The sequence below is a fragment of the Catenuloplanes nepalensis genome, from assembly GCF_030811575.1.
In the GTDB taxonomy this organism is placed as follows: domain Bacteria; phylum Actinomycetota; class Actinomycetes; order Mycobacteriales; family Micromonosporaceae; genus Catenuloplanes; species Catenuloplanes nepalensis.
In genome coordinates this window covers 592493-619162 of the sequence record NZ_JAUSRA010000001.1, presented here as the reverse complement: position 1 = coordinate 619162, position 26670 = coordinate 592493, and the positions used below count along the sequence as shown (strand labels likewise).

The following is a 26670-nucleotide window of genomic DNA, read 5'->3' as shown; positions in this document are numbered from 1 at the left end:
CGGGCCCCACGACCCGCCCTTCGGTCGTGACGACGGCTCACATCGGAGCGTGATCGACCCGGTGTCTGAAGTGGGGTGATGATTCGCCCGGCCGCGCATTAAGTCAGACATTTTACCGGGCGAAAGCACTCCTGGGGTGCTGTGCGGGTGACGTGTGACGGGTACCGTTCGGCTCACCTCACGAGCGGACGGAGATAACCCCATGCCCCCGACGCCCCCCTCCGCGGCCGACGACGGCGCCGAGGACGCCGCCCCCGGCTGGCAGGCGCACGGGCGGCCGGTCCCGCATCCCCGGCAGGCGGCGGACAGCGCGGCGTTCTTCTCGGACACCGGCGAGAACCCGGAGGCCACGCAGCCGTCCAATGCGCCGCTCCCGCCGTACATGGCGCAGCTCTTCGATCACCCCGGGGCCGGGGCGGGCAATCCGTGGGCACCGCCGGCCGCTCCGGTTCCCCCGGCGCGCCCGGCCGGGCGCGGGGACGGGTTCTACGACTACGGAGACGACGAGGAGTACGAGACGGAGCGCTTCGGCGATCCGCGGGAACAGCGCGCGGCCGTGGTCGATCTAGCGGGCTGGTCCCGGCTGAATCCCGCCAACGCGCACCCGAACGTCTCCGGGGCGATGCCGGTGCAGCGGCCGGATGCCCCGGCGCCGGGAACTCCGGAGGCGGGGCCGAGCCTCGACTTCGGGACCGGCCAGGCCGAGGCGACCCAGGCCATCGACCGGAGCGACCTACCACGCGGGCCCGGGGTGACGGGCGGGTCGCCGGCGGTGCCAGGGCTTGCGGGTGGAACCCCGGCTCGGGGGACCGTGGGCGGGCCGGTGGGTCCGGATGGTGCCGGGTGGGTGGCGGACAGGGCTGGGACGGGCGGAACGCCGGCCGCTGAGTTCGCGCCGCTGAGCCCGCGGGAGACGGCCGGTGCGGAGGACGAGACGCCGGACGCGCCACCGAGCGGCGGCCGGCACTTCGGCGGTCTGCGGCCGATCACGCCGGGAGTGCGGCCGGCCGTCAGGCCGTTCGCACCCGGACCGGCGGGACCGCCCTCGGCGAGCGGCGGGCCTTCGGGACGGGCCGGTGATTCGGACGGGCCACACGTTCCGGCACAGGGTGGGCCGCAGCGAGCGGGGCAGGACCTCTCTCCGCGCGAGCCCGGTGCACCCGGTGCGCCGGCGGCCGGGCCCGCGGTGGAGGCGGAGCAGGGTGGCACGTTCGCGCCGCTCGCTCCCGCGGGTGGCGGTGCGCCGGAGCCGCCGCTGGCCGGGCAGGGCCCGTGGAGCGGGCGGCCGTTGGTGCCCGAGGTGCCGCCGATCCCGGACACAGCGCGCAGTCCGTGGTCGCCGTTCGGCGCCGGGTCGCCGGTGACCGAGCCGGCGGCGGGCGAGCCGGAGGGGCCTCGCGCGGGGGAGGCGACCGAGGTCATCAGCTGGCCGTTCGCACCGCGTACGGCGCCGGACGACGGCCCGGCACCGGAGGCGGCGGACGCCCCTGGGGCGCGCGCGTCCATGACAGGACGAACGTCCGGCCCGGTCCGCCCGGAGGTACCGGCGCGACATGCCGGTCATGGCGCGACCGACTCGTCTCCCGGGAGCGATGCGGGCGCGAGCGGTGATGACATCGCTGCGGATGCCGGCGCGCCGGCCGGTGCCGGTGGCGGTGGCGAAGGCGGGATCGCCGGAGGGGGCACGGCTACCGCCGGCCGCACCAGCCGACACGCCGATATCGGTACGACGACCGAGGCCGGCCGGATCGCCGATGCCGGCATGACCGCCAGCGCTGGCACAGCGATCGGTAGTGGCACAGCGGTCGATGTTGACGCACCCACCCGTGCGGACGGGGCGGAGTCGTTCCCGGCTCCGCGCGCACCTCGGCGCACGTGGCAGCCGATTCCGCAGCAGGCCGCGACCACCGGATCGCCGGCGGACGCTCCGGCTCCGGCGGTGGGCGGCCTCGACGCCGGCGACGAGCCGCGCACCGCGCCGCTCCCCGCCGCTGAGTCGCCTACCGCGATCCTGCCCGCCGCTGAGCCACCTACCGCGATCCTGCCCGCGGCTGAGCCGGCGACCGCGCCTCTGCCGGCAACTGCACCGCCTGCCGCGCCCCTGCCGGTCGTTGAGTCGCCTACGGCGCTCCGATCCGCCGCTGAGCCACTCGCCACACCGCTGCCCGTGGCTGAACCGCCTACCTCGCACCGGCCTGCCGCTGAGCCACCTGCCACGCTCCGGCCCGCCGCTGAGCCACACGCCGCGCCGGGGCCCACGACTGAGCCAGCCACCGCGCCGCTGCCGGTGGGTGAGGCGACCACCGTGCTGCCGCACGGCGGGGAGCCGGCCACCACGCCGTTCTCGATCGGCGGGGCGGTCGATCCGGACTACGGCGCGGCGGACGGCCGTGCGGATCCGGCGGCGCCGGACGCGGTGAGCGTGCACCCGGGGCCGGTGTGGGTGACCACGACCCGGCTGCAGCCGGTCGATCTCCCGGCGGGCCCGGGCGACAGCCCGGATGATCGCTCGGACGTCGGCGACGCCACGGCCGGATGGAACGCCCGCACCGACGAGCAGCCGATCGTCGACGCCGGTCGCGACTCGCGGACCGGAATCGCGGTGGACCTGCCGCCCGGCGCGATCGACCACGGCGCGTCGCCGCAGCACGTCGACGGTGTGCGGAGCACCGACCGCGATCCGGACCGGGTGCCGCAGCGGACCGGCGACGACCCGGTACCGGCCGCCGCCGACGGCGGCGTCAGCCCGATCCCCATCGCGGCCGACGGCCTGGCGTCGCTCGTCACCGACGACAGCCCGGTACCGGCCGCTCCCGCCGGCGACTTGGCGCCGCTCGTCGCCGACAACAGCCCGGTACCGGCCGCCCCCGCCGGCGACCTGGCGCCGCTCGTCGCCGACAGCCCGGTGCGGACCGCTGCCGCCGACAGCCCGGTGCGGACCGCCGCCGGCAGCATGATGCCGGCCGCCACTGGCGATGGCGATGGCGAGCAGGACGAGACCCCGGTCGAGGTGATCAAGGCCATCATGGAGGCGCTGCGGGAGCGCACCGGCGAACAGGTGCCGGTAGCCGAGAGTGCCCAGAACCTGAACGGCACGACGCTGTCCGCCGAGGCCACGGCCGACGCGCTGCGAGCGGTGACCGGCATCCCGCCGCTGGCCGAAGAGCCGCTGACGGCCACGTCCAGCATCCCGGCGGTCGTGCCGCAGCACGAGGCTCCGCCGCTCACGGACGGCTCAGCGGTCGCACCGCCGGCCGCCGGACCGGTGCACACCGGAGTCTCGGAACGCGACGGTACGCGGCCTGCGTCCACCGGCGAACCGGGCGATCCGCGGCAGCACGGGGACCGGCCGGCCACGTTCACCGGCGCACAGCCACACGAGGGCCGGTCCTCGGCCGGCGATCGGGCCGGCCCGGAGCGGCACCTCGGCCCGTCGGCCACGTCCACCGGTGATCTCTCCGTCCTGCCGCGGGACGAGGACACGACCGCGCCACGGGAGCCGTTCGACGAGGCCCGGCCGGTGAATCCGCAGGAGGGTGACCTCGGTCCGGACGACGCGGACCCGGGCGCGGTCCAGCCGGCACCGGACGGATCCGCTCCGAGGATCGGTCCCGGCCTGTCCTCGGAGCGGAGCGCCGAGATCGGCGCGGCCGTCGCCGCCCTGCGGTCGGGAGCCCGGAAGGCGGGCAGCATCGTCTACACCCCGGCGGGTGCCGGACGCCGCCGTGCTCCGGCCCCGAAGCACACGGACGAGGAGCAGCTCACGCCCGCCGAAGGGGCCGAACACCCGATGATCACCGCCGCGGAACCCCCCGCCACGCCGACAGCCGGCAGCACGGAACATCCTGCCGCTCCGCACGGTACGGAACGCAGTGTCCACCCCGTCCCCGTCCCCGCCACCGCGGAGCCCAGCGATCCCGTGCCCGGCACGGCGGGAACCGGAGTCCACGACGCAACCGACACCACCGAACCCAGCGCCACCGCGGCGGCCGACGACCACGACGCAACCGGCACCGCCGAACCCGGCGGCACCGCAAACGCCACCGCGGCGACCGACGATCACGAGGCAACCCTCACCGCGGAACCCAGCATCCCGGCGATCGATCCGGCAGGCGCTCCCTCGGTGGTTCACCCGTCCGAGCCCGACGCTGCTCCCGTGAGCGGTACCGAAGAGCACAGCGTCCACGCGGCGCCCGGCGCCGAGGAGCACAGTGCCCGCCCCGGGACCGGTGCCGCGGAGTTCGACGGTCACCACGTGATCAATACCGCGCCCAGTACTCACTCGATGGACGGCACTCACTCGGTGGACGACACCGCGATGGGCACCGGCCCGGAGCCGGTCGAGGTCGTGGGCGAGTTCGCGCCGGCGGCCGAAGCCTCCGTCGCCCGTGCCCCCTCCGCCTCGGACCAGGACGATTCCACCGCCCAGGCGAGCCCGTCCGACACCGACGATTCCGACGACCAGCCCACGCCGCACTTCGAGGCGCCCACGCCGAACGACGACGTGCCCACGCCGCACTTCGACGTGCCCACGGCGGACGTCAACATGCTCACGCCGGACGACGACGTGCCCACGCCGCACTTCGACGTGCCCACGGCGGACGTCGAGATGCCCGCGGCGGACCCGATCAGCGACACCGCCGGCCCGGACGACGGCCCGGCAGCGGACGCCGAGAAGACCGGTGGCCGGAAGAGTTGGGCACGCACACCCGCGGAGGAGCCCGATTGGGTCGCGGCCCCGGCCGTGTTGGAGGCACACGACACCGGCGCCGCCGGGCCGGAGACGGCATCCGGGCCGGGCGGCACCGGCGACGACGCCCGCACCGATGAGGTCGAGGCCACGGCGAGCGGCCCTGCTCGCGTCGCCCCCGAGGACACCCCGCCGAACAGCGCCCTTCTCGGCGAGCCCGAGGCCGCACCCACGACGACCGCACCCGCGACGACCGCACCCGTGACGGCCGTGCCCGTGACGACCGCACCCCAGCGCGATGACGAGGATGACGACGTGACTGTGCTCAGCACGAAACCGGACCACGACCACGACCACGACGACGCGCCGCAGCTGCGGCCCGGTGATGTGGTGGAGACGCCGATCGCGGTGTGGACGGACGAGGCCGCGGCGCCGTTCCGGCAGCAGTGGCACGAGATCAAGGCGCAGTTCGTGGACGATCCGGTGGGTGCGCTGGCGCAGGCGCAGACCGTCTGCGCGAACGCGGTGCACGATCTGGCCGACGCGCTGCTGGCGGAGCAGGCGGGCCTGGACCCGCACAAGACGAACGCGACGCCGGACACCGAGAGCATGCGGATCGCGATGCGCCGCTACCGCGAGTTCCTGGACCGCATCCTCGCGCTCTGACCGAGATCCGAGAGGCGCCCTTACCCGGGAGGGCGCCCCTTTCGCCGCCCTGCGGAGCCACGTCGTCCACCGCTGATTCCCACAGGAGTGAATCGAGTTCCCACAGGAGTGAATCGAACACGAGGCACCCATCGGCCGGATCGGACAGGCCACGCATCGAACACCCCTGGCACGATGGAGAGGATCACATCGGCCGGAGGGGGCACCACATGGCGGGTCGGACCGGGCGCAGGCCGGGCAACCCGGACACCCGGGAGTCGATCCTCGGCGCGGCGCGGTCCGTCTTCGCCGACAAGGGCTACGACAAGGCCTCGATCCGCGCGATCGCGTCCGCCGCCGAGGTCGATCCGGCGCTGGTGCACCACTACTTCGGCACCAAGGACCAGCTGTTCCTGGCCGCGATGCAATCGCCGATCGACCCGGGTCAGCTGCTGCCGGAGGTGCTGGCCGCGGGCCCGGACGGCGCCGGCGAGCGCATGATCCGGATGGTCCTCCGGGTGTGGGACGGCCCGGCCGGGAAGGCGGGCGTGGCGCTGATCCGGTCCGCGATGACGAACGACTGGACCGCGCGCCTGTTCCGCGAGTTCATCTCCACGCAGGTGCTCCGCCGCGCGATGACCGAGCTGGCGATCGACCCGGCGGAGGCGCCGATCCGGTCGAACCTGATCGCCACGCAGATCGGCGGATTGATCATGATGCGGTACGTGATCCGGCTGGAGCCGATCGCGTCGTCCCCAGCGGAGACGATCGTCACCACGGTCGGCCCGACCCTGCAGCGCTACCTTACCGACGACATCGAGGGCCTAAACGGCGTGTGACGTCTCCGGGGAGGAGTCCGAGGCGGCGCAGCGCGGGCAGAGCACCGGGTGCAGCAGCCGGGCCAGGTCCGCGCGGTCCGCGACCGGGTGCGCGTAGGAGAGCCGGACGGTCTTCGCCGCGCCGATGTCGACCAGCATGCCGTAGCGGTCCATCCGCACCACCCGGGGCTCGCGCGCGCCGTACGGCATGCCGGCCTTGTCCAGCTGGGCCTTGAGGAACGTGGTGATCTCCGGTTCGTGGTGGTCCGCGAGGTCGCTGAGGAGATCCCACTCGATCGCGTGCAGCGGGTCCGGCTCGGCCTCGGCGTACTCGTCCGGGTCGACGTCGAGCGTGACGCCGCCGCGCTCCAGCCGGACCTCGGCCACGTCCAGGCGGTGCAGCACGAACTCGCCCTCGACGTCGAGCAGGTCGCCGGTCGGGTCGACCGCGGCGAACTCGATCGCGGCCTCGCGCGCGTCGTCACCGGAGAGGGCGACGGCCCAGCCCGCGATCCAGGCGTGGCCGAGCGACGGCGCACCGGCGACCGGCGGCACGTCCGTGACGTCCAGGACCATCGCGGTGTCGTCCGCGCCGTCCGTCGGGACCAGCGCCTCCGTGAGCCTGCCGTCGCGGCGGCTGAGCATCAGCACCCGGCCGGCGCCGTCGGTGACGTGCCGGACGGGGTGTGGGCCGGGACGGCAGGCGATCGTCGCGCTGCCGGGAAGTCGGCCGGCGGCCAGCGTGCGGGCGACCTCGGCGGGGCTGGGGTGCATGTTCTGGTCCCTCCGACTTACGTTAGGCTTGCCTTAGTAAGGGAAGGCTAACTTACTCGGCCCGGGAAGCCAATCAAGCCCCCGGGTCCGCGGACAACCACCTCTGGAGCGCTACGACGTGAACCAAACCAGGCCCAAGGTCCGCATTTCCCGTGCCCTCGGCATGCCGCTGACGCGCAAGTGCGTCAAGTACTTCGAGAAGCGGCCGTACCCGCCGGGCGTGCACGGGCGGTCCCGCAAGAAGCCGTCGGACTACCAGGTCCGGCTGCTGGAGAAGCAGCGGCTGCGGCATCAGTACAACATCTCCGAGACCCAGCTCCGGCGCGCGTTCGACGACGCGGTCCGCAAGCAGGGTCGTACCGGCGAAAACCTGCTGCAGATCCTGGAGAGCCGCCTGGACGCCACCGTGCACCGCGCGGGGCTCACCCGGACGATCTACCAGGCCCGCCAGCTCGTCGCCCACGGCCACTTCACCGTGGACGGCAAGAAGGTCGACCGGCCGTCCTACCGACTCAAGGAGGGCCAGGTCGTGGAGGTCCGCGAGCGCAGCCGCGTGAAGCCGCCGTTCCAGGTGGCGGCGACCGGCGCGCACATCGACGGCCCGACCGCGCCCTACCTGTCGACCGCGCTGGAGGAGCTCAAGACCACGGTCCTGCGCACCCCGACTCGCTCCGAGATCCCGGTGCTCTGCGACGAGCAGCTGGTCGTCGAGTTCTACGCACGGTAAGAGCCCGCCGACGCTGGCTTCCGGCCTGGTCATCCCACAGCCGCCAGCTGTGGGCCAGGCCGGGGCTGGGCAGGTCAAAAGCATTCTCCGTGGGACTCATCCCGTCGACTGCGGCCTCAGGCCCCGCAGTCGGCGGGATGTTCCAATTCAAAGCCAAAGATTCAGAAGCGGATTTTCCCGCTTCCGGCGTGGGCACCTTCCGAGTGCTCCCGCGGGCTCCAGTCCCGCCGTGGTTGAGAGAAAACCCCGGGTCAGCGGGTCTGTTCGAGCCAGCTCGCGTACAGCCGGGCGTACACGGAATCCTCGTCCTCGAGCAGTTCGTCGTGGTGGCCGCGCTGCACGACGCGGCCGGCGTCGAAGACCAGTACCTCGTCGGCGGCCTGGGCGGTGGAGAGCCGGTGCGCGATCGCGATCGTGGTGCGGCCTCGGGTCACGGTGTCCAGCGCGGCCTGCAGCCGGACCTCGGTGGCCGGGTCGACCGCGGACGTCGCCTCGTCCAGCACCAGCAGGTCCGGGTCCGCGACATAGGCCCGGGCCAGCGCGACCAGCTGCCGCTCCCCCACGCTCAGCGCCTCGCCGCGCTCGCCGACCCGGGTCTCGATCCCGGCCGGCAGCGAGCCCAGCCAGTCGGCCAGGCCCAGCTCCGCGAACGCGGCCACCAACTCCGCGTCGGTCAGCGACGGCCGGGCGAACCGGACGTTCTCCGCGATCGTGGCGTCGAACAGGAAGCCGTCCTGCGGCACCATCACCACCCGCGACCGCAGCGAGTCGAACCGGACCGTGGTCAACGGCGTGCCGGAGAGCAGCACCCGGCCCGCGGTCGGGTCCATCAGACGGGTGAGCAGCTTCGCGAACGTGGTCTTGCCGCTGCCGGTCTCGCCGACCACCGCGACCTTCGTCTTCGCCGCGATCTCCACCTGCACGTCGGTGAGCACGCGCGGCCCGTCCGGGTAGTGGAAGTTGACCGCGTCGAAGCCCACGTCCAGCGGCCCGGACGGCAGCTCCACGCCGCGCTCGGCCGGATCTGCCACGTCCGGCTCGATGTCCAGCACGTCCAGCACCCGGCGCCAGCCCGCGATCGCGTTCTGCGCCTCGTTGAGCATCTCGGTCGCCATCTGCACCGGCTGGATGAACAGCGTGACCAGGAACAGATAGGCGGTGAGCTGCCCGATCGTCACGTCGCCGCCGACGCCGAGCGCCACGCCCGCGCAGACCACGCCGGCCAGCGCCAGCCCGGTCGCGACCTCGCCGGTGGAGAAGCTGGTGACGCTGGTGCGCATCGCGTACTGCTGGCGGGTCCGCACGTCGCCGATGGCCTTGTCGAGCCGGGCCTCGGTGCGGCCGGAGATGCCGTACGCCCGGATCACCGCGGCACCGACCACGCTCTCCGAGACGACCGCCAGCATCGCGCCCATCCGCGCGCGGACCTCGCCGTACGCGACGCCGAGCCGTTTCTGGTAGGCCCGGATCACGATCGCGGCCGGCACGAACGCGGCGAACACCACCAGCGTGAGCTGCCACGAGTAGACCGCCATCACCACGGTGGTGACGATCAGCTGGCCGCCGCTGACGATCAGCTGCACGCCGCCCATCTGCAGGAACGTGGTGATCTGGTCGACGTCGCTGGTCACCCGGGACACCAGCGACCCGCGCCGCTCGGACTGCTGGTGCAGCATGGACAGGTCGTGCACGTGCCGGAACGTGCGCACCCGCAGCCCGGCCAGCGCGGTCTCGCTGACCGTGAACAGCCGGCGCATCATCCAGTAGCCGCTGGCCGTGGTCAGCACGAGCACCGCGAGCGTGGTGCCCGCGATGATCGCGACGGTGCCGACGTGCGGGCCGCCGGGCGCGGTGATGCCCCGGTCTATGCCCTGCTGGATCGCGATCGGCGCGGCGACCCGGCCGATCATCGAGATCAGCGCGAGCGCGAGCGTGCCGGCCAGTCCACCGCGCAGCTCCGGGGACAGTGCCAGCCCACGCCGGAACGTGGCGAAGGCGCCGGGCGCTTTGTCAATGACCATTTCTCAACCTCGGTTGCGAGTCAGTGCCCGGGAAAGGCGCTTCGGGGCCGGTGTCCCCGCGCTGGGACGACGTTGAAAAACAGTCAGTCATCGAGCGCTTCCGCCTTCTCGTACGCGGTGACCAGGTCCCGGTAGCCGGGCACGGTCGCCAGCAGGTCAAGGTGTGTGCCGCGGGCCAGGATCCGGCCGCTCTCCATGTAGACCACCTCGTCGGCGAGCGCGATCGTGGCCCGCCGGTACGCGACGACCAGGATGCTCGCGCCCTCACCGGCGGCGGAACGCAGCGCGCCGAGGATCGCCGCCTCCACGCGCGGGTCGACCGCGCTGGTGGCGTCGTCCAGGATCAGCAGCCGGGGCTTGCCGGCCAGCGCGCGGGCCAGCGTGAGCCGCTGCCGCTGCCCGCCGGAGAGCGACGTGCCGCGCTCGCCGACCTCGGTGTCCAGCGACTCCGGCAGCCCGGCGACGAACGAGTCGATCTGGGCGAGCCGCAGCGCGGACCACACCTCGGCGTCGTCCGCGCCCGGCCGGTCCAGCGCGATGTTCGCCCGGACCGTGTCGTCGAACACGAACGGCAGCTGCGGGACCAGCGCGATGCTGCTCGCCAGCGCCTCCGCGGTGAGTGTGCGCAGGTCGGCGCCGTCCAGCCGAACCGTGCCGGAATCGGGGTCGACGAGCCGGACGGCCAGCGACGCGATCGTGGACTTGCCGGAGCCGGTCGGCCCGACCAGCGCGACCGTCTTCCCCGCGGGGACGCCGAGCGTCACGTCGCGCAGCACCGGCTCGCCGTCGACGTAGGAGAACCCGACGTCGGTGAACGTCAGCGACGCCGGGCCGGTCGCCGTGAGATCCTCCTCGCCGTACCGGGTGGAGCCCTCGGCCGCGAGCACCGCGTGCACCCGGTCGTGGCCGGCGACGCCGCGCGGCATGTCGCCGACCAGCCACGCGATCGCGCGCAGCGGGAACGCCAGCACGGTGAACAGGAACGCGACGCTGACCAGCTGGGACACCGTGATCGCGCCCTCGCTGAGGCGCCACGTGCCGAGCAGCAGGACCGCGACCGTGCCGAGGCTGGGCAGCGCGTCCATCACCGGGTCGAAGAGCCCGCGCAGCCGGCCGACCCGGATCAGCCCGTCGCGCAGCTCGCCGACCTGTGCGGCGAAGCGCTCGGTCTCCGCTGCCTCCTTGCCCATCGTCTTGATCACCAGTGCGCCGTCGAAGCTCTCGTGCGCGATCTCAGCGACGCCGGCGCGCAGCCGCTGGGCGCGCATCTGCAGCGGCGACATCCGCCGGGAGTAGAAGATGTTCAGCGCGAACAGCGACGGGACCAGCACCAGGCCGACCAGGCCGAGCACCCAGTCGGTCCAGAGCACGCTGCCGAGCGCGCCGGCCAGCATCACCACCGTGCCCACCGCGAGCGGCAGCGGCGCGAACGGCTGGACGGACGCCTCCACGTCTGACGTGGCGGTGGACAGCAGCGACCCGGCCGAGTTGCGCTGGTGCCAGGAGAGCGGCAGTTCCAGGTAGCGGCGGGTGATCCGCTCGCGGTAGCCGGCCTGGAGCCGGAACATCATCGCGCCGGCCGCGAGCCGGCGGGCGAACATCGCGGCGACCCGCAGCCCGCTGATGCCGAGCAGCACGGCCGCGGCCAGTGCGAGCGCGCCGGTGTCGATCCGGTCCTCCGCGAACGCGGGCGTGACGACGCGGCCGACGATCTCGCCGACCACGTACGCGTTGCCGACCAGCAGCGCGCCGTGCAGCACGCTGCCGGCCACCGAGATCGAGAAGAGTCTCGGCTCCGCCGCGATGCCCTGCCCGAGAATGCCCAGGCCGCGCCGCAGCACGTCGCTGCCGGTCCTGGTCATGTCCGCTGTGCTGGTGACGCTCACCCCGTTGCTCCCCCGCCCCGGTCGCGCTCTCCTCGGCCTGCCGGCCGGTAAGCGTTACAACCGTTTCAATCCCTTACCAATGTTTACTCCTGTGCCCGTCATCTCCGCCGACCGGCCTCCGTGGTGCGGTTCACAGCAATCCGGTTCCAGAGCCTGTGTCGAGGTGGGAGACGGGCTACGGCGAGGCCCAGGCGCCGCCTGGCCGCACGTCGCAAAAGCCCACATACAACACCGGCATGAGGGCTTCCGCGACGCACACCCAGACGACACCTGGACCTCGCCTCGCTCCGGCCCCCACCTCGACACAGGCTCTAGGATCGTCCATATGACGCGTCATTCGCTGACCGAACGAGCGGCGCTGGCTGATCTTCTGCTCGACGTCGGGCCGGACGCCCCCACGCTGTGCGAGGGCTGGACGGCCCGTGACCTCGCCGCCCACCTGGTCGTCCGGGACCGGCAACCGATCGCGTCGCTCGGGAGCTTCCTGCCACCCCTGCGGGGTTACGGTGAGCGCACCCGCCTGCGCACCGCCGCGATGCCGTACCCGGAGCTGATCGCGCTGGTGCGAAAGGCGCCGTGGTGGAGCCCGACCGGCAACCCGCTGACCGACCCGGGCGCGAACACCGGCGAGTTCTTCATCCACCACGAGGACGTGCGGCGCGGAGCGCCCGGCTGGCAGCCCCGCACGCTCGACCCGGAGCTGGACGCGAAGCTGTGGGCCAACGCCCGGTTCTTCGGCCGACTGTCGCTGCGGCGATTCCCGGCCGCGCTGACCGTGGCCGCGCCCGGGCACGGGGAGTTCACCGGCGGCGCGGGCGGCGAGCCGGTGCGCCTGATCGGCGCCCCCGGCGAGCTGGTGCTGTTCATCGCGGGCCGGCAGCGGGCCACCCGCGTGCAGATCGACGGCCCGGCCGCGCTGGCCGACCGGCTGCGTACCGCCGGCTTGAAGCTCTGAAGGCCCGCGGCGCAGGTGCGCCGCGGGCCCTCAGGTAGGAGCGGTCAGTTGACCACGTAGAGCAGACGGTTCGGGGAGCCGGTGCCCGGGCTGGTCACCACGTTCGGCGTGGCGTTGTTGACCAGGTAGTCGCGCACCTGGGCCGGGGTGTAGGACGTGTTCGCGGAGAGCACCAGCGCGGCCGCGCCGGCCACGTGCGGTGCCGCCATCGACGTACCGCTGATGGTGCTGGTGGCCGAGGTGCTGGTGTACCAGGCCGAGGTGATCGACGAGCCCGGCGCGAAGATGTCCAGGCAGGTGCCGTAGTTCGAGTACGACGCGCGTGCGTCCGTGTTCGTGGTGGCGCCGACCGTGATCGCGGACGCGACCCGGGCGGGCGAGGAGTTGCACGCGTTCGCGTTGCTGTTGCCGGCCGCCAGGCTGAACGTGATGCCGGACGAGATGGCCGAGGTGACCGCGTTGTCCAGCGTGGTGCTGACGCCGCCGCCGAGGCTCATGTTCGCCACGGCCGGCTTGACCGCGTTGGTCCGCACCCAGTTGATGCCGTTGACCACGCCGGCGGTCGTGCCGCTGCCGGCGCAGTCCAGCACCCGGACCGCCACGAGCTGCACGGCCTTGGCCACGCCGTAGGTCGAGCCGCCGATCGTGCCGGCCACGTGGGTGCCGTGCCCGTTGCAGTCGGTGGCGTTGCTGTCGTTGCTGACGAAGTCGTACCCGCTGACCGCGCGCCCGCCGAACTGCGAGTGCGTGGTGAGGATGCCGGTGTCCAGCACGTACGCCCGCACGTTGCTCGCCGTGTTCGGGTAGGTGTACGTGGTCGACAGCGGCCGCGCGCGCTGGTCGATCCGGTCGATGCCCCAGGTGGCGTTGGTCTGCGTGGCCTCGGTGGAGAACCGCTGGTCCTGCTCGACGTAGGCGACCGCGGGGTTCGCCGCGAGCCGCTGCGCCTCGACCGCGGACATGCCGGCGTGGAAGCCGCTGAGCGCGCCGCTCCACGTCTGCCTGACGTCCGCGCCGTACGCGGCGGCCAGCCCGGCGGCCGTGCCCGGGACGGCGGCGCGCGCCTTGGCCGTGCCGGGCGCGCCGGCCGTGCTGTCCTTCAGCACCACGAGGTAGCTGCCGTCGATCGCGGCGTCGGCACCGGCGTACCGGACCTCGCCCTTCGGTGCCGCGCTGGCCGGGCTGCCCGCGGTCAGCGAGACGGCCGCGACCGCGGCGAACAGGCCCAGAGCCGCGAGGGTACGGCCGGGGGTGCGGGGGATCGTCATGTAGTCCTCCCAGGGATCGGCACCGATCGGTGATCGGAGTCGGTGCGCAGATCGTAGGGAGCGAATCGGGCACTCGGCCCATCTCGCTCCGGTCATACCGTTTGAACTGGGAGTCACCTCGGAGAGCGTCGATGGAGATCGACCGTCGCCCTGCACACGGCTTCCAAGCTGTGCCGATTCGGGTCTCGACGAATCAGCGCCTCCGCAATACCCTTCGGTAACACAGAATTTACGAGACGCCGGTCACATTCACATACCCACTTGAGGCGGCCCATATGACCCTTGACGTTCCTTACCGGTCAATTGCGGACATGTTGCTCCAGCGGGTGGCGAAGACGCCCGACCGCCACGCGTTCGCGTATCCGAGCCCGGACGACTCCGGCCCGGTCTGGCTGACCTGGGCGCAGGTCGGCGAGCGCGCCTCCGCGATCGCGGCCGGCGTGCGGACCCTCGGCGTCGGCAGCGAGGACCGCGTCGCGATCCTCTCCACCACGCGCCTGGAGTGGGTGCTCGCCGACCTCGGCGTGATGCTCGCCGGCGGCGCCACCACCACGGTCTACCCCACCACCGAGCCGGGCGACGCCACCTTCATCATCGGCGACTCCGGCTCCACGGTGCTGATCGCGGAGAACCCGGCCCAGGCCGCCAAGATCTCCGGCGCCGACCTGCCCGCGCTCACCCACGTCGTGCTGATCGACGGCGTACCCGACGCGGCCGCCGCCGTCCCGCAGCTCACGCTGGCCGACCTGGAGGCGAGAGGCCGCGCCGAGCTGGCCGCGGACCCGTCGCTGATCGAGCGCGCGGTGGCGGAGATCGCGCCGGAGCACCTGGCCACGCTGATCTACACGTCCGGCACCACCGGCCGGCCCAAGGGCGTGGAGCTGCTGCACCGCGGCTGGACCTGGGAGGGCGTGGCGCAGGCGCAGCTCGGCCTGCTGCTCGAGTCCGACCTGCAATACCTCTGGCTGCCGCTGTCCCACTCGTTCGGCAAGTCGCTGATCTGCGGCATCATCCACGTCGGCGTGCCCACCTACGTGGACGGCAGGGTGGACAAGCTGATCGACATGCTCGCGGTGATCCGCCCGACGCTGATGTGCTCCGCGCCCCGCGTCTACGAGAAGGTCTACAACAAGGCGGTCACCAACGGCACCGGCGGTGGCGGCCTGAAAGCGAAGATCTTCACCTGGGCCGTCTCGGTCGGCAAGGAGAAGGTGGCGCACGAGCAGACCAACCAGCCGCTCCCGGCCGCGCTTCGCGCCAAGTACGCGGTGGCGGAACGGCTGGTCTTCAGCAAGCTGCAGGCCCGGCTCGGCGGCCGCATGCGCGCGCTGGTCTCCGGCTCCGCCGCGCTCAGCCCGCAGATCGCCGAGTTCTTCGCGGCCGCGAACCTGCCGATCCTGGAGGGCTACGGCCTCACCGAGGCGAGCGCCGCCAACTTCGTCAACCGGCCGGAGAAGGTCAAGATCGGCTCGGTCGGCAAGGCGCTCGGCGACCTGGAGTGCCGCATCGACTCCGACGGCGAGGTGCTGCTGCGCGGCGCACCGGTGATGCGCGGCTACCACAACCTGCCGGAGGAGACCGCGGCCGCGTTCACCGACGACGGCTGGTTCCGCACCGGGGACATCGGCGAGCTGGACCCGGACGGCTTCCTGAAGATCACTGACCGCAAGAAGGACCTGGTCAAGACGTCCGGCGGTAAGTACGTCGCGCCGTCCCACATCGAGGGATTGTTCAAGGCCATCTGCCCGTACACCTCGCAGGTCGTCGTGATCGGCCAGTCCCGCAACTTCTGCACCATGCTGATCGCACTCGACCCGGACGCGCTCACCGCATGGGCCGCCGGCGGCCCGCACGCCGGAAGGTCCTACGCGGACATCGCGGCCGCTCCGGAGATCAAGGCCATGGTCGACGACTACGTCCGGCAGCTGAACGACCAGCTCAACCGCTGGGAAACGATCAAGAAGTACACGATCCTGCACCGTGACCTGACGATCGAGGACGGCGAGATGACCCCGTCCCTCAAGATCAAGCGGCGCGTGGTCGAGGCCAACTTCTCCGACGAGATCGAGACGATGTACGAAGGCTCGCTGGCCCACCTCTGACGCCCCGAGGGGCGGGCTCCGGCCCGCTCCTCCAGCGAGGCTGCCATAAACCCTCAGCGGGCAATCGCCTGGGTAGCCCGGTGGATCACGTGAGCGGATCATCCCGATCGGCAGACCGCCCGGCCGCGCGATAGCGTCCTGTTTCCGCATATGTCCGGCAGCCTCCCGCCCACGCCCACGCAGATCCCGCAAAGGATCATTGAGTGATACCTGCGGTAGATCAATTAGCGAAGTCGATCGACCTCAGGTATCACTCAATGATCCTTCCGGTCGATCTCCCGCCGGCCTGCCGAGCGCTCAGGCGACGTGGCGTGAATTTCGGGCGGGGAGGGTCGCGCGGAGTATTCGGCGGTCTGGTCAGTCGCTGACCGGGTGGAACTGTCGGCCGGGGTGGTCGTCGTCGGGTGGGAGGCCGGATGGCGGGGCCTGTAAGCCGGTGATGACGGTGTCGATGAGGAAGCGGAAACTGCGGTCGATGTCGGTGGGGAGCCCGAAGCCGCCCGCGGCCTCCAGCGCGGTGAAGCCGTGCAGGACGGAGCGGAGCGCACGGGCCGCGTCGACCACGCGGGCTCCGGGGAGGTCGAAGCCGGCCAGCACGTCGTAGAGCAGCTGCAGGATCTCGTTGGTGGCGCGCAGTTCCTCCTCGTCGCCGGGCGCGGGCAGGTGGTCGCCGGCGGCGTAGCGGCCGGGGTGCTCGAGGGCCCAGCGGCGCCAGGCGTCGGCGAACGCACGGCCCGCGTCGGCACCGGAGCGGCCCGCGGTCGCCCGGGCCAGCACCTGGCCGAATTCGCGCTTGCCCAGCAGGGAGATGCCGCGGTGCAGCGACTCCAGGTTCTCGACGTGTTTGTAGAGCGACGGAGTCCGCACGCCGAGGCGCTCGGCCAGCAGGCCCATGGTCAGTTTGGCGAGGCCGACCTCGTCGGCGAGGGCGGCGCCGGCGGAGACGACCGTGGCGCGGTCCAGGCCGGCCCTAGGCACGGGCGGCGCTCAGGAACGACAGCATCGTGGAGATCACCTCGTCGGGGTACTGAACGTGCGGGTAGTGGCCCGCGCCTTCGATCATCTCAAGGCGGCCGAGACCGGCGGGGAGCGCGGCCACGATCGCCTCGCCCTCGGCCCGCGGCGAGGCCCAGTCGGGGTCGAGCGTGCCCTCGACGATCAGCACGGGGCAGCGCACGTTGCCGAGCTGCTCGCCGGCGTCGGCCGGGGTGGTCTGGCCCATCTTCTGCAGCGCCTTCGTCCGGCCGGGCTCGCGCAGCATCGTCTCGATCTCGGCGAGCCGGGCGTCCCAGTCGGCCGGCTTCCGGCCCGGGTACGCGATGTCGAGGTACTTCTTCCACTGCGCGATGCTGCCGAACAGGCCGGTGGCGAGCAGCGCGGTCATGCCGCGCCGGACGCGCGACACGCCCAGGTCGCCGAGCGCCATCGACTGCTTGCGAGTGAACGGCGCGAACTCGACCACGGCGGTGACCAGCTCCGGTGCGGTGGCGGCCGCGATCGTGGCGGCGCCGCCGGAGATGGAGTGGCCGACCAGAACGGCGGGGCCGCCGAGGTGCCGTATCAGCGCGATCAGGTCGCCGGCGATGTCGGTGCGCGACCAGGACGGCCACTCGGCGCTGGACTCGCCACAGCCGCGCAGGTCCACGGCCGCGACCCGGTATCCGGCGTTCACCAGCGCCGGGACGACGAAACGGTACGCCTGGCGACTGTCACCCATGCCGTGCGCGAGCACCACGAGCGGGCCGGACGTGCCGGTCACGTCGTATGCCAGGGTGCCGCCGTCGACGGTCAGGAACTCGGTCATCGCTGCCTCCAAAGGTTGGCTAAGTGCGTTAGCTTTAAGTTAATGCGATTAGCCGCGCATGTCAAGCGAGGGCCGAGGTAGGCGACGAAAGCGCGCAAAACGGGCATGGTTTTGGTGACCCACCACGATCAGACAGGGAGGAGCGCCAGCGACGACCGGTGCCCGCGGGAGCACGCCCCAAGCGACCACGCCGGAAGCGGGAAATGAACTGGCCCCTGAAGCGGCGAAGCCGCAAGACCGGGCAAGCGGCAAGACCAGGCAAGCCGCAAGACCACGCAAAGCCAAGACCAAGCAGAGCCGCAAGACCAAGCGGCGGGGGTACGGAGGTCAGCGACCCCGAGCCGAGAACTCACGGACCGCGATCGCGTAGTCGCGGGGTTCAAGCGTCCAGGCGTCCGGTGCACCGGGGGCAGTGTTGCGGTTGAGCTGGGCCTGGAGTGTGTCGACCGCGGCGGAGAGGCCGCTGAACGGCCGCGTCCGCCAGAGATGTTCGCCCGCGGGGGCCACCTGGAAGAGGTCGTCCTCGATCAGGACCAGGCCGGCGCCGGAGAGCCGTTGCAGCGCGGTCTCGACCTCGGCGCGCTGCGGGAGGCTGCGGTGCAGGAAGTCGGCGGCGGAGAGGACATCGGCGAGCGTGGCGCCGGCCGCGGGCAGGCCGATTGCCGAGGCGCGGTCACGTTCGGTGCGGTCGGCGATGACCACCGCAACGAAGATCCACGCGTCGGTCCAGCTCCAGCCAACGTCCCCCATGACGACATGATGCCCTGATCACCCGAGACTCGTGAAGAAAGTGTGACTCGGCGATCATCGGCATGACGGTTCCTCGACGAACCGATGACGTACTTCGGCTGCCTGACCACTCAGGCAGCCGGTTTTGCATTGAAACGATTGGATCATTCCGAATTGATCACTGTCCGGTGGGCGTGTCCCGGACCGTCAGCCGCGGCAGGAACCACTGGGTGAGCGGGCCGATCGCCAGCGCGTAGGCGATCGTGCCGAGGCCGACCGCGCCGCCGAGCAGCCAGCCGAGCGCCAGCACGGTCACCTCCACCACGGTGCGAACCAGGCGGATCGAGCGGTGCGGATTGCGCGCGACGTAGCCGGTCATCAGGCCGTCGCGCGGGCCCGGGCCGAGCCGCGCACCGATGTAGAGGCCGGTGGCGAACGCGTTCAGCACGATGCCGCCGCCCAGGAACGCGATCCGCACCCAGAGCGGCGCGGGCGTGGGCAGCAGCGCCAGCGCGGCGTCGACGACCAGGCCGATCACGATGACGTTGCTGACCGTGCCGAGGCCGGGGCGCTGCCGCAGCGGGATCCACAGCAGCAGCACGATGACGCCGACCACGATGGTGACCGTGCCGAAGGAGATCCCGGCCCGCAGCGACAGGCCCTGGTGGAACACGTCCCACGGGTCCAGGCCGAGGTGCGACTCGATCATCAGGGCCATGCTCACGCCGTACGCGATGAGGCCGGCCTGGAGCTGGGTGAAGCGGCGGCCGAAGCGGTCACGGAGCGCGAGTGGCGTGCCGAGCGAGTTGCTCACGGTGGTCATGAGTGCCACTCTGGTGGCCAATACTCCGCGATCAAAGGTCCAATTTCCGGGAGGTGGCTCATGTCCGTGGTGATCCGGGGAAGCCAATTGGCCCGGATGCTCGGTCAGTGGCACCCGCTGCCCGGCACCCGGCGCAGCCCGGAGTACGCGGCGCTCGCCCAGGCCGTCCGCGGCCTGCTCTCCGACGGGCGGCTCGCGCTGGGCGTCCGTCTCCCGGCCGAGCGGGAGCTGGCCGAGGCGCTCACGATCAGCCGCACCACGGTCACCGCGGCCTACCGCGAGCTGCGCGAGACCGGCCACCTGGCCAGCCGGCGCGGTGCCGGCAGCTGGACCACACTGCCGTCCGGTCACCGGGTCAGCACCAGCGGCCTGTGGACGCCGAACGACGCCATGGGCATGATCGACCTCGGCTGCGCCGCGCTCCCCCCGCCCCCGCAGCTGGTCCCGGCCGCGCGCGCCGCCGCGGACGAGCTGCCGTGCTACCTGGGCGACGCCGGCTACCACCCGACCGGCATCATCGAGCTGCGCGAGGCGGTGGCGGAGAGTTTCCGGGCCCGCGGCCTGCCCACCAGCCCGGAACAAATCATGATCACCAGCGGTACGCAGCAGGCGCTCGACCTCGTGCTGCGGCACCACCTCGCGGTCGGTGCCGGCGTGCTGGTCGAGTCGCCCACCTACCCGAACGCGCTGGCCGCGCTCGCGGCACGACGCGCCCGGATCGGCACGCACGGCCTGGACCCGGCCGCCGGCTGGGACGCGGAACTGCTGTTCAGCACGCTCAAGCAGACCCGGCCCCGGCTCGCCTACCTGATCCCCGAGTTCCAGAACCCGACCGGCCGCCTGATGCCGCTCGAGCTGCGCGAACGCCTCGCCTCCGTAGCCCACTCGACCGGCACGGACATCGTCTCGGACGAGTCCTTCGTGGAGCTCCCGCTGGACGGCACCCCGATGCCGCCGCCGGTCGCCGCGTTCGACCGGCACTCCCGCGTGCTCACCATCGGCGGGATGAGCAAGCCGTACTGGGGCGGCCTGCGGATCGGCTGGGTGCGCGCGTCCGCCCCGGTCGTCCAGCGCCTGGCCGCGGCCCGCGTCGGCGTGGACATGGGCAGCCCGGTCATCGACCAGCTGGTCGCCGTGCAGCTGCTGCGCCAGCGGACGGAGATCGTCACCGCCCGCCGCCGCCAGCTCGCGGAACAGCGCGACGCCCTGGTCGCCGCGGTCCGCTCGACGTTCCCGGAGTGGCGCGTGGTCGTCCCGTCCGGCGGGGTGACCCTCTGGGCCGAACTGGACGGCCCGGTGTCCAGCGCGCTGTCCCACGCGGCCGAGGACGTCGGGGTGCGCTTGGCCCCGGGGCCACGGTTCGGCCTGGACGGGACGCTGGAACGCTACCTGCGGCTGCCGTTCGCCCTGCCCGCCGAGGACCTGATCGAGGCGGTCCGCCGGATAGCCGAGATCCGCTACGACCTGGACCGCATCCGCACCGGCTCCCGCTGGCGCACGCCGGAGGTCATCACCTGATCGGACGCCGCCTCGACCCAAAAGATCAACACGGCACACCGCCAGACGCGGCACACCGCCAGACGCGGTGAAGCGCCGCGAGGAAAGGCTGAGGGCGGCGCTCCCGACCGTACCCGCGGATGGGTTTGATCTGGAGCGCCGCCCTCGGCGGCGGTTGGAGTGGAGGTCAGCGGCCGGAGACGGCCTTGAGGTAGTCGGCGTTGAGGCGGCCGATGAGGTTGAGCGGGATGCCCTTGGGGCAGACCGTGGTGCACTCGCCCGCGTTGGTGCAGCCGCCGAAGCCGGCCTCGTCCTGGGCCTCGATCATGCTGATCACGCGGGAGGAGCGCTCCGGCTGGCCCTGCGGCATCAGGCCCAGGTGGGCGACCTTGGCCGCGGTGAACAGCATGGACGAGCCGTTCGGGCAGGCGGCCACGCACGCGCCGCAGCCGATGCAGGTGGCGGCCTCGAACGCGGCGTCCGCGTCGGCCTTGGGGACCGGCGTGGCGTGGGCGTCCGGCGCGGTGCCGGTCGGCGCCGTGATGTAGCCGCCGGCCTGGATGATCGAGTCGAGCGCGCCGCGGTTGACCACCAGATCCTTGATCACCGGGAACGGCGCGGCCCGCCACGGCTCGATGTCGATCGAGTCGCCGTCCTTGAAGTGCCGCATGTGCAGCTGGCAGGTGGTGGTGGCCCGCTCCGGGCCGTGCGCCACGCCGTTGATCATCATGCCGCACATGCCGCAGATGCCCTCGCGGCAGTCGTGGTCGAACGCGATCGGGTCGTCGCCCTCGAGGATCAGTCGCTCGTTGAGGACGTCGAGCATCTCCAGGAAGGAGGCGTCCGGGGAGACGTCGGCGACCTCGTACGTCACCATCCGGCCCTTGTCCTCCGGGCCCTTCTGACGCCAGACGCGCAGCTTGAGATTCATTACTTGTAGCTCCGCTGGGTGGGGTGGACGTACTCGAAGTTGAGGTCTTCCTTGTGCAGCGTGGGCGCGGTGCCGAAGCCGGCGTGCTCCCAGGCGGCGACGTACGCGAACTCGTCGTCGTGCCGCAGCGCCTCGCCGTCCTCGGTCTGGCTCTCCGCGCGGAAGTGACCGCCGCATGACTCGGCCCGGTGCAGCGCGTCGATGCACATGAGCTCGCCCAGCTCGAAGAAGTCGGCCACGCGGCCGGCCTTCTCCAGGTTCTGGTTCAGCTCCTCACCCTTGCCCGGCACCTTGACCCGGGTCCAGAACTCCTCACGCAGCGCCCGGATCAGCCCGATCGCCTTGGTCAGGCCCTCCTCGGTGCGCTCCATGCCGCAGTACTCCCACATGATGTGGCCGAGCTCGCGGTGGAAGGAGTCGACGGTCCGGTCGCCGTTGATGGAGAGGAACTTCTTGATCCGCTCCTCGACATCCCGGCGGGCCTCGACCACGGCGGGGTGATCCACCGTGACCTTGGGGTAGGGACCCGACGCCAGGTAGTTGCCCAGCGTGTTCGGCAGCACGAAGTAACCGTCGGCCAGGCCCTGCATCAGCGCGGACGCGCCGAGCCGGTTCGCGCCGTGGTCGGAGAAGTTCGCCTCGCCCACCACGAACAGGCCGGGGATGTTCGACTGCAGGTCGTAGTCGACCCACAGTCCGCCCATCGTGTAGTGCACCGCGGGGTAGATGCGCATCGGCGTGACGTACGGGTCCTCGCCGGTGATCCGCGCGTACATCTCGAACAGGTTGCCGTACTTCGCCTCGACCGCGGGCTGGCCCAGCCGCTTGATCGCGTCCGCGAAGTCCAGGTAGACGCCGAGCCCGCCGGGGCCGACGCCGCGGCCCTCGTCGCAGACGTTCTTCGCGGCGCGGGACGCGATGTCACGCGGCACCAGGTTGCCGAACGCCGGGTAGATGCGCTCCAGGTAGTAGTCGCGCTCGTCCTCGGGGATGTCCGCGGCCTCGCGGTGGTCGCCGGCCTTCTTCGGCACCCAGACCCGGCCGTCGTTGCGCAGCGACTCGGACATCAGCGTGAGCTTGCTCTGGTGCGAGCCGGACTCCGGGATGCAGGTCGGGTGGATCTGCGTGTAGCAGGGGTTCGCGAAGTACGCGCCCTTGCGGTGCGCGCGCCACGTCGCGGTGACGTTGCAGCCCTTGGCGTTGGTGGAGAGGAAGAAGACGTTGCCGTAGCCGCCGGAGGCGAGCACGACCGCGTCCGCGACCTCGGTGCTGATCTCGCCGGTGACCATGTCGCGGACCACGATGCCGCGCGCCTTGCCGTCCACGATGATCAGTTCGAGCATCTCGTGCCGCTCGTGCATCTCCACGTTGCCGGCCGCGATCTGCCGCTCCAGCGCCTGGTACGCACCGAGCAGCAGCTGCTGACCGGTTTGGCCCCGGGCGTAGAACGTGCGGGACACCTGGGTGCCGCCGAACGAGCGGTTGTCCAGCAGCCCGCCGTACTCACGGGCGAACGGCACGCCCTGCGCCACACACTGGTCGATGATGTTCACGCTGACCTGGGCCAGGCGGTACACGTTCGACTCGCGGGCGCGGAAGTCGCCGCCCTTGACCGTGTCGTAGAACAGGCGGTAGATCGAGTCGCCGTCGTTGCGGTAGTTCTTCGCCGCGTTGATGCCACCCTGCGCCGCGATCGAGTGCGCGCGCCGCGGGCTGTCCTGGTAACAGTAGGACTTGACGTGGTAGCCGGCCTCGCCGAGCGTGGCCGCGGCCGAACCGCCGGCCAGGCCGGTGCCGACCACGATCACGGTCAGCTTGCGGCGGTTCGCCGGGTTGACCAGCTTGGCGGTGAACTGCCGGCGCTCCCAGCGGGTCTCCACCGGCCCGTCCGGCGCGGCGGTGTCGGCGATCGGCTCGCCCTGGGTCCAGAACTCGGTCATTCAGCCCACCAGCCCGGTCGTCACGGCGAAGGGTACGGAGAGGAAGCCGGCGGTCAGCACCAGCGAGATCGCCAGCGCGACCGCGCGGGCGATCCGCTGCCCGCGCGCGGACTGCTGGCCCAGCGTGCGGAGCGCGCTCCAGATGCCGTGCCGCAGGTGGAACCCGACGGCGATCACCGAGACCACGTAGAACAGCGTCACGTACCACCGCTCCGGCGCGAAGTCGGCGACCACGTTGTTGTAGACCTCGCCCTCGGCGAAGTCCGGGTGCACCGTGCCGGTGGTCAGGTCCAGGATGTGATAGATCACGAAGAGCAGGATGATCACGCCGCCCCAGCGCATGGTCCGCGCCGCGTAGCTGCCCTGCACCTTGGGCCGGTGCGCGTACTTGACCGGACGCGCCTTCCGGGCCCGGATGGTCAGCAGCGTCGCGGAGACGATGTGCGCGATGATCGCGACCGTCAGGCCGATGCGCACGATCCACAGCCCCCACTGGTGGGGCAGCACCGGCGCGCCGAGCTCGCGCAGCCAGTGCGCGTAGTGATCGAAGTCGGCCGCACTGACGAAGATCTTGAGGTTTCCCGCCATGTGCGCGAAGAGGTAGAGAACCAGGACGGCACCGCTGACCGCCATGATGATCTTCAACGCCACAGTGGAGCGGGCGCGCGAGCGCCCGGCTGCCGGCTTGCGGGCGCCTGCGGGGCGCCCGGGTCCGGCCTTCTGCCCGGCGGCCTTGGAGGCCGGGGCTGAGGTATCTACCGCCACAAACTTGACCGTAGGAACGCCATCGGAATTCGTCCAATGCATGGGAACGATCAGGTCGATAGACATAGGCTATTCAAGTGCAGCTACAGCAGCTCCGATACTTCGTCGCAGTGGCAGAACTCCGACATTTCACCCATGCGGCTGATCAGTTGGGAGTCTCACAGCCCACCCTCAGTAAGCAGATTCACACGTTGGAAATCGCACTCGGAGCCCCGCTGTTCGACCGGCACCCCGGGAACGTCCGGCTGACCACGGTCGGCGAGACGCTGCTGCCGCTGGCCCGCCGCATCGTCACGGACGCGGACGCGGCCCGGCACGCGGTCCAGGAGATCGTCGGCCTGCGCCGCGGCCGGGTCCGCCTCGGCGCCACCCCGAGCCTGTGCACGTCCCTCGTGCCCGGCGTCCTCCGGAACTTCCGGGAGCACCATCCCGAGGTGGAGCTGCACGTCGACGAGGGCGGCTCGCAGGACCTGGTCGTCGACCTGATCGCCCACTCGCTCGACCTCGCGCTGATCGTGCTCCCCGACCAGGGCAGCGACCCGGCCCTGCACACCGAGCAGATCCTGCGCGAGTCACTGGTCGTGGCGTCCGTCGCCAGCGGCCCGCCACCCACCGCATCCGACCGGCTCGCGCTCACCGAGCTGCGGGACACGCCGCTGGTCATGTTCCGGGTCGGCTACGACCTGCGCACCGCCACCATCGAGGCGTGCCGGCGCGCCGGATTCACCCCCCGATACGCGGTCGAGGGCGGCGAGATGGACGCGGTGCTCGCGTTCGTCGAGGCCGGCCTCGGCGTCGCGCTCGTCCCCGGCATGGTGCTGGCCAACCGCCCGCTGCTGCGCGCCACCCCACTGGTCACCCCGGGCGTCCACCGCACGATCGCCCTCGCCCGCCGCCGCGAGTCGGTCCTCCCGCACGCGGCCACCGCCCTCCGCGAGACACTCCTCGACTTCATCGCGGCCGGCCCACTCCCGGCCGGCGTCACGGTCATCCAAACGACTCCGGCAACCCCTTAGAAGCCACAACCCGTCTTCCCGCTCCCGGCGTGGTCCGGCCCGCATGCTCCCGCGGGCCCCGGTCGGCCGCGCGGAGGGGGCGGGTGAGCAGTCAGCGGAATGGCCGCGTAACGCCGTGAGCGATCAGCGGACCGGGTTGCCGGCCTCGCGGAGCGCGGACTTGACCTGGGGGATGGTCAGCTCGCCGAAGTGGAAGACGCTGGCGGCGAGGACCGCGTCCGCGCCGGCCTCGACCGCGGGCGGGAAGTGCGCGACCGCGCCCGCGCCGCCGCTGGCGATCACCGGGATGTCGACCACCTCGCGTACCCGCTCGATCAGCTCCAGGTCGAAGCCGGCCTTCGTGCCGTCCGCGTCCATCGAGTTCAGCAGGATCTCGCCGGCGCCCAGCCCGGCCACGCGGCGGGCCCACTCGACCGCGTCCAGCCCGGTGCCGCGGCGGCCGCCGTGCGTGGTCACCTCGAAGCCGAGCTCCGGGTTGCGGCGCACGTCCAGCGAGAGCACCAGCACCTGGTTGCCGAAGCGGTGCGCGATCTCGGAGATCAGCTCGGGGCGGGCGATCGCGGCCGTGTTCACGCCTACCTTGTCGGCACCGGCGCGCAGCAGCGTGTCCACGTTCTCCACGGAGCGCACGCCGCCGCCGACGGTCAGCGGGATGAAGACCGACTCGGCGGTCCGGCGGACCACGTCCAGCATCGTGCCGCGATCGTCGGAGCTGGCCGTCACGTCCAGGAACGTCAGCTCGTCCGCGCCGGCCGCGTCGTAGGCCGCGGCCAGCTCGACCGGGTCGCCCGCGTCCCGCAGGTCGGCGAAGTTGACGCCCTTGACCACCCGCCCGGCGTCCACGTCCAGACAGGGGATCACGCGCACCGCCACAGTCATGACGACGAGCCTATCGGGGCCGGGGCCACAGCTCCCGCGCGAGGGCGCGGCTTGACCAGGAACGGCAGCAGCACTCCCCCGATCACCAGCAGACCGCCGGCGACGTCCTGCGCGTACAGCGGCTCGCCGAGGAAGAGCGCGGCCGAACCCATCCCGAAGAACGGCAAGAGCATGGAGAACGGCGCGACCGTGGACGCGCCGTACCGCTTGATCAACGAGCCCCACGCGCCGAAGCCGCCGAGCGTGGCGACGAACGCGATGAACAGCACGGCTCCGGCCGCCGGCAGGTCCGCGCTCCGCAGCGCCGCCAGGTCCGCCGCGGCGCGGCCATCACGGCCCTCCGCCAGGCCTCGACCGACTACGCGGCCCGCGCCGCGGACCTGAACACGCACCCCACGGT

The 26670-nt window shown here is 72.0% G+C and carries 20 protein-coding genes; 7 read left to right on the top strand and 13 right to left on the bottom strand.

The genetic code is table 11. The features are described 5' to 3' along the window. Nucleotides 1-202: 202 nt before the first annotated feature. Entirely contained in the window at nucleotides 203-5356 is a 5154-nt protein-coding gene (locus J2S43_RS02655; RefSeq protein ID WP_306826941.1) for a hypothetical protein, read from the top strand. A gap of 209 nt (nucleotides 5357-5565) precedes the next feature. Continuing rightward, nucleotides 5566-6174 (top strand): TetR/AcrR family transcriptional regulator, encoded by a 609-nt coding sequence (locus tag J2S43_RS02650; RefSeq protein ID WP_306826940.1) that lies wholly within the window; start codon nucleotides 5566-5568, stop codon nucleotides 6172-6174. On the opposite strand, the gene J2S43_RS02645 is transcribed toward J2S43_RS02650, so the two are convergent. Beyond that, nucleotides 6160-6927, bottom strand: a complete 768-nt coding sequence (locus J2S43_RS02645) for a DUF2470 domain-containing protein (RefSeq protein ID WP_306826939.1) — start codon at nucleotides 6925-6927, stop codon at nucleotides 6160-6162. The two genes, J2S43_RS02650 and J2S43_RS02645, sit on opposite strands and share 15 nt — an antisense overlap. Before the next feature lie 118 nt (nucleotides 6928-7045). On the opposite strand from J2S43_RS02645, the gene rpsD reads away from it, so the two are divergent. Further along, entirely contained in the window at nucleotides 7046-7654 is a 609-nt protein-coding gene (rpsD, locus tag J2S43_RS02640) for a 30S ribosomal protein S4 (protein ID WP_306826938.1), read from the top strand. Nucleotides 7655-7905: 251 nt separating this feature from the next. Here the strand turns inward: rpsD and J2S43_RS02635 are convergent, their stop codons facing one another. Together J2S43_RS02635 and J2S43_RS02630 are read right to left on the bottom strand one after the other, a co-directional pair. After that, complete coding sequence (locus tag J2S43_RS02635) at nucleotides 7906-9675, bottom strand: ABC transporter ATP-binding protein (protein WP_306826937.1); 1770 nt, start codon at nucleotides 9673-9675, stop codon at nucleotides 7906-7908. An 83-nt stretch (nucleotides 9676-9758) separates the two neighbouring features. Then, a complete protein-coding gene (locus J2S43_RS02630) occupies nucleotides 9759-11537 on the bottom strand; it encodes an ABC transporter ATP-binding protein (protein WP_306839159.1) in 1779 nt (592 codons plus the stop codon). Nucleotides 11538-11886: 349 nt separating this feature from the next. On the opposite strand from J2S43_RS02630, the gene J2S43_RS02625 reads away from it, so the two are divergent. Beyond that, nucleotides 11887-12516, top strand: coding sequence for a TIGR03085 family metal-binding protein (locus J2S43_RS02625; protein WP_306826936.1), 630 nt, complete (start codon nucleotides 11887-11889; stop codon nucleotides 12514-12516). 44 nt (nucleotides 12517-12560) lie between these two features. Here J2S43_RS02625 and J2S43_RS02620 read toward each other — a convergent pair whose 3' ends face one another. Beyond that, the gene (locus J2S43_RS02620) at nucleotides 12561-13784 is read right to left on the bottom strand and encodes a S8 family peptidase (protein ID WP_306826935.1); all 1224 of its coding nucleotides are present in this window, start codon (nucleotides 13782-13784) and stop codon (nucleotides 12561-12563) included. A 275-nt stretch (nucleotides 13785-14059) separates the two neighbouring features. Between J2S43_RS02620 and J2S43_RS02615 the strand changes: the two genes are divergently transcribed. After that, nucleotides 14060-15886: an AMP-dependent synthetase/ligase gene (locus J2S43_RS02615; protein ID WP_306826934.1), complete on the top strand. Its 1827-nt coding sequence runs from the start codon at nucleotides 14060-14062 to the stop codon at nucleotides 15884-15886. 357 nt (nucleotides 15887-16243) lie between these two features. On the opposite strand, the gene J2S43_RS02610 is transcribed toward J2S43_RS02615, so the two are convergent. The 4 genes from J2S43_RS02610 to yczE form a co-directional block, all read right to left on the bottom strand. Then, entirely contained in the window at nucleotides 16244-16864 is a 621-nt protein-coding gene (locus tag J2S43_RS02610) for a TetR/AcrR family transcriptional regulator (RefSeq protein ID WP_306826933.1), read from the bottom strand. Next, on the bottom strand, nucleotides 16857-17690 hold the full coding sequence (locus J2S43_RS02605) for an alpha/beta fold hydrolase (RefSeq protein ID WP_306826932.1): 834 nt from the start codon (nucleotides 17688-17690) through the stop codon (nucleotides 16857-16859). The genes J2S43_RS02610 and J2S43_RS02605 overlap by 8 nt, the downstream gene beginning before the upstream one ends. Before the next feature lie 327 nt (nucleotides 17691-18017). Then, complete coding sequence (locus J2S43_RS02600) at nucleotides 18018-18440, bottom strand: hypothetical protein (protein WP_306826931.1); 423 nt, start codon at nucleotides 18438-18440, stop codon at nucleotides 18018-18020. A gap of 157 nt (nucleotides 18441-18597) precedes the next feature. Next, nucleotides 18598-19242, bottom strand: a complete 645-nt coding sequence (gene yczE / locus J2S43_RS02595) for a membrane protein YczE (protein WP_306826930.1) — start codon at nucleotides 19240-19242, stop codon at nucleotides 18598-18600. A 60-nt stretch (nucleotides 19243-19302) separates the two neighbouring features. On the opposite strand from yczE, the gene yczR reads away from it, so the two are divergent. Continuing rightward, on the top strand, nucleotides 19303-20760 hold the full coding sequence (gene yczR / locus J2S43_RS02590) for a MocR-like transcription factor YczR (protein WP_306826929.1): 1458 nt from the start codon (nucleotides 19303-19305) through the stop codon (nucleotides 20758-20760). 166 nt (nucleotides 20761-20926) lie between these two features. Here the strand turns inward: yczR and J2S43_RS02585 are convergent, their stop codons facing one another. From J2S43_RS02585 to J2S43_RS02575, 3 genes are read right to left on the bottom strand one after another with little or no spacing between them, the layout of a single operon-like run. Next, complete coding sequence (locus tag J2S43_RS02585; RefSeq protein WP_306826928.1) at nucleotides 20927-21670, bottom strand: succinate dehydrogenase/fumarate reductase iron-sulfur subunit; 744 nt, start codon at nucleotides 21668-21670, stop codon at nucleotides 20927-20929. Further along, complete coding sequence (locus J2S43_RS02580) at nucleotides 21670-23610, bottom strand: fumarate reductase/succinate dehydrogenase flavoprotein subunit (protein ID WP_306826927.1); 1941 nt, start codon at nucleotides 23608-23610, stop codon at nucleotides 21670-21672. Before J2S43_RS02580 ends, J2S43_RS02585 begins: the two co-directional genes overlap by 1 nt. After that, on the bottom strand, nucleotides 23611-24255 hold the full coding sequence (locus J2S43_RS02575; RefSeq protein ID WP_306826926.1) for a succinate dehydrogenase cytochrome b subunit: 645 nt from the start codon (nucleotides 24253-24255) through the stop codon (nucleotides 23611-23613). 191 nt (nucleotides 24256-24446) lie between these two features. Here J2S43_RS02575 and J2S43_RS02570 point away from each other — a divergent pair, with 191 nt between their 5' ends. Further along, the gene (locus J2S43_RS02570) at nucleotides 24447-25391 is read left to right on the top strand and encodes a LysR family transcriptional regulator (protein WP_306839158.1); all 945 of its coding nucleotides are present in this window, start codon (nucleotides 24447-24449) and stop codon (nucleotides 25389-25391) included. 123 nt (nucleotides 25392-25514) lie between these two features. Here J2S43_RS02570 and hisF read toward each other — a convergent pair whose 3' ends face one another. Beyond that, a complete protein-coding gene (hisF, locus tag J2S43_RS02565) occupies nucleotides 25515-26270 on the bottom strand; it encodes an imidazole glycerol phosphate synthase subunit HisF (protein WP_306826925.1) in 756 nt (251 codons plus the stop codon). Further along, entirely contained in the window at nucleotides 26267-26662 is a 396-nt protein-coding gene (locus tag J2S43_RS02560) for an EamA family transporter (protein ID WP_306826924.1), read from the bottom strand. Before J2S43_RS02560 ends, hisF begins: the two co-directional genes overlap by 4 nt. Between the last annotated feature and the right edge of the window lie 8 nt (nucleotides 26663-26670).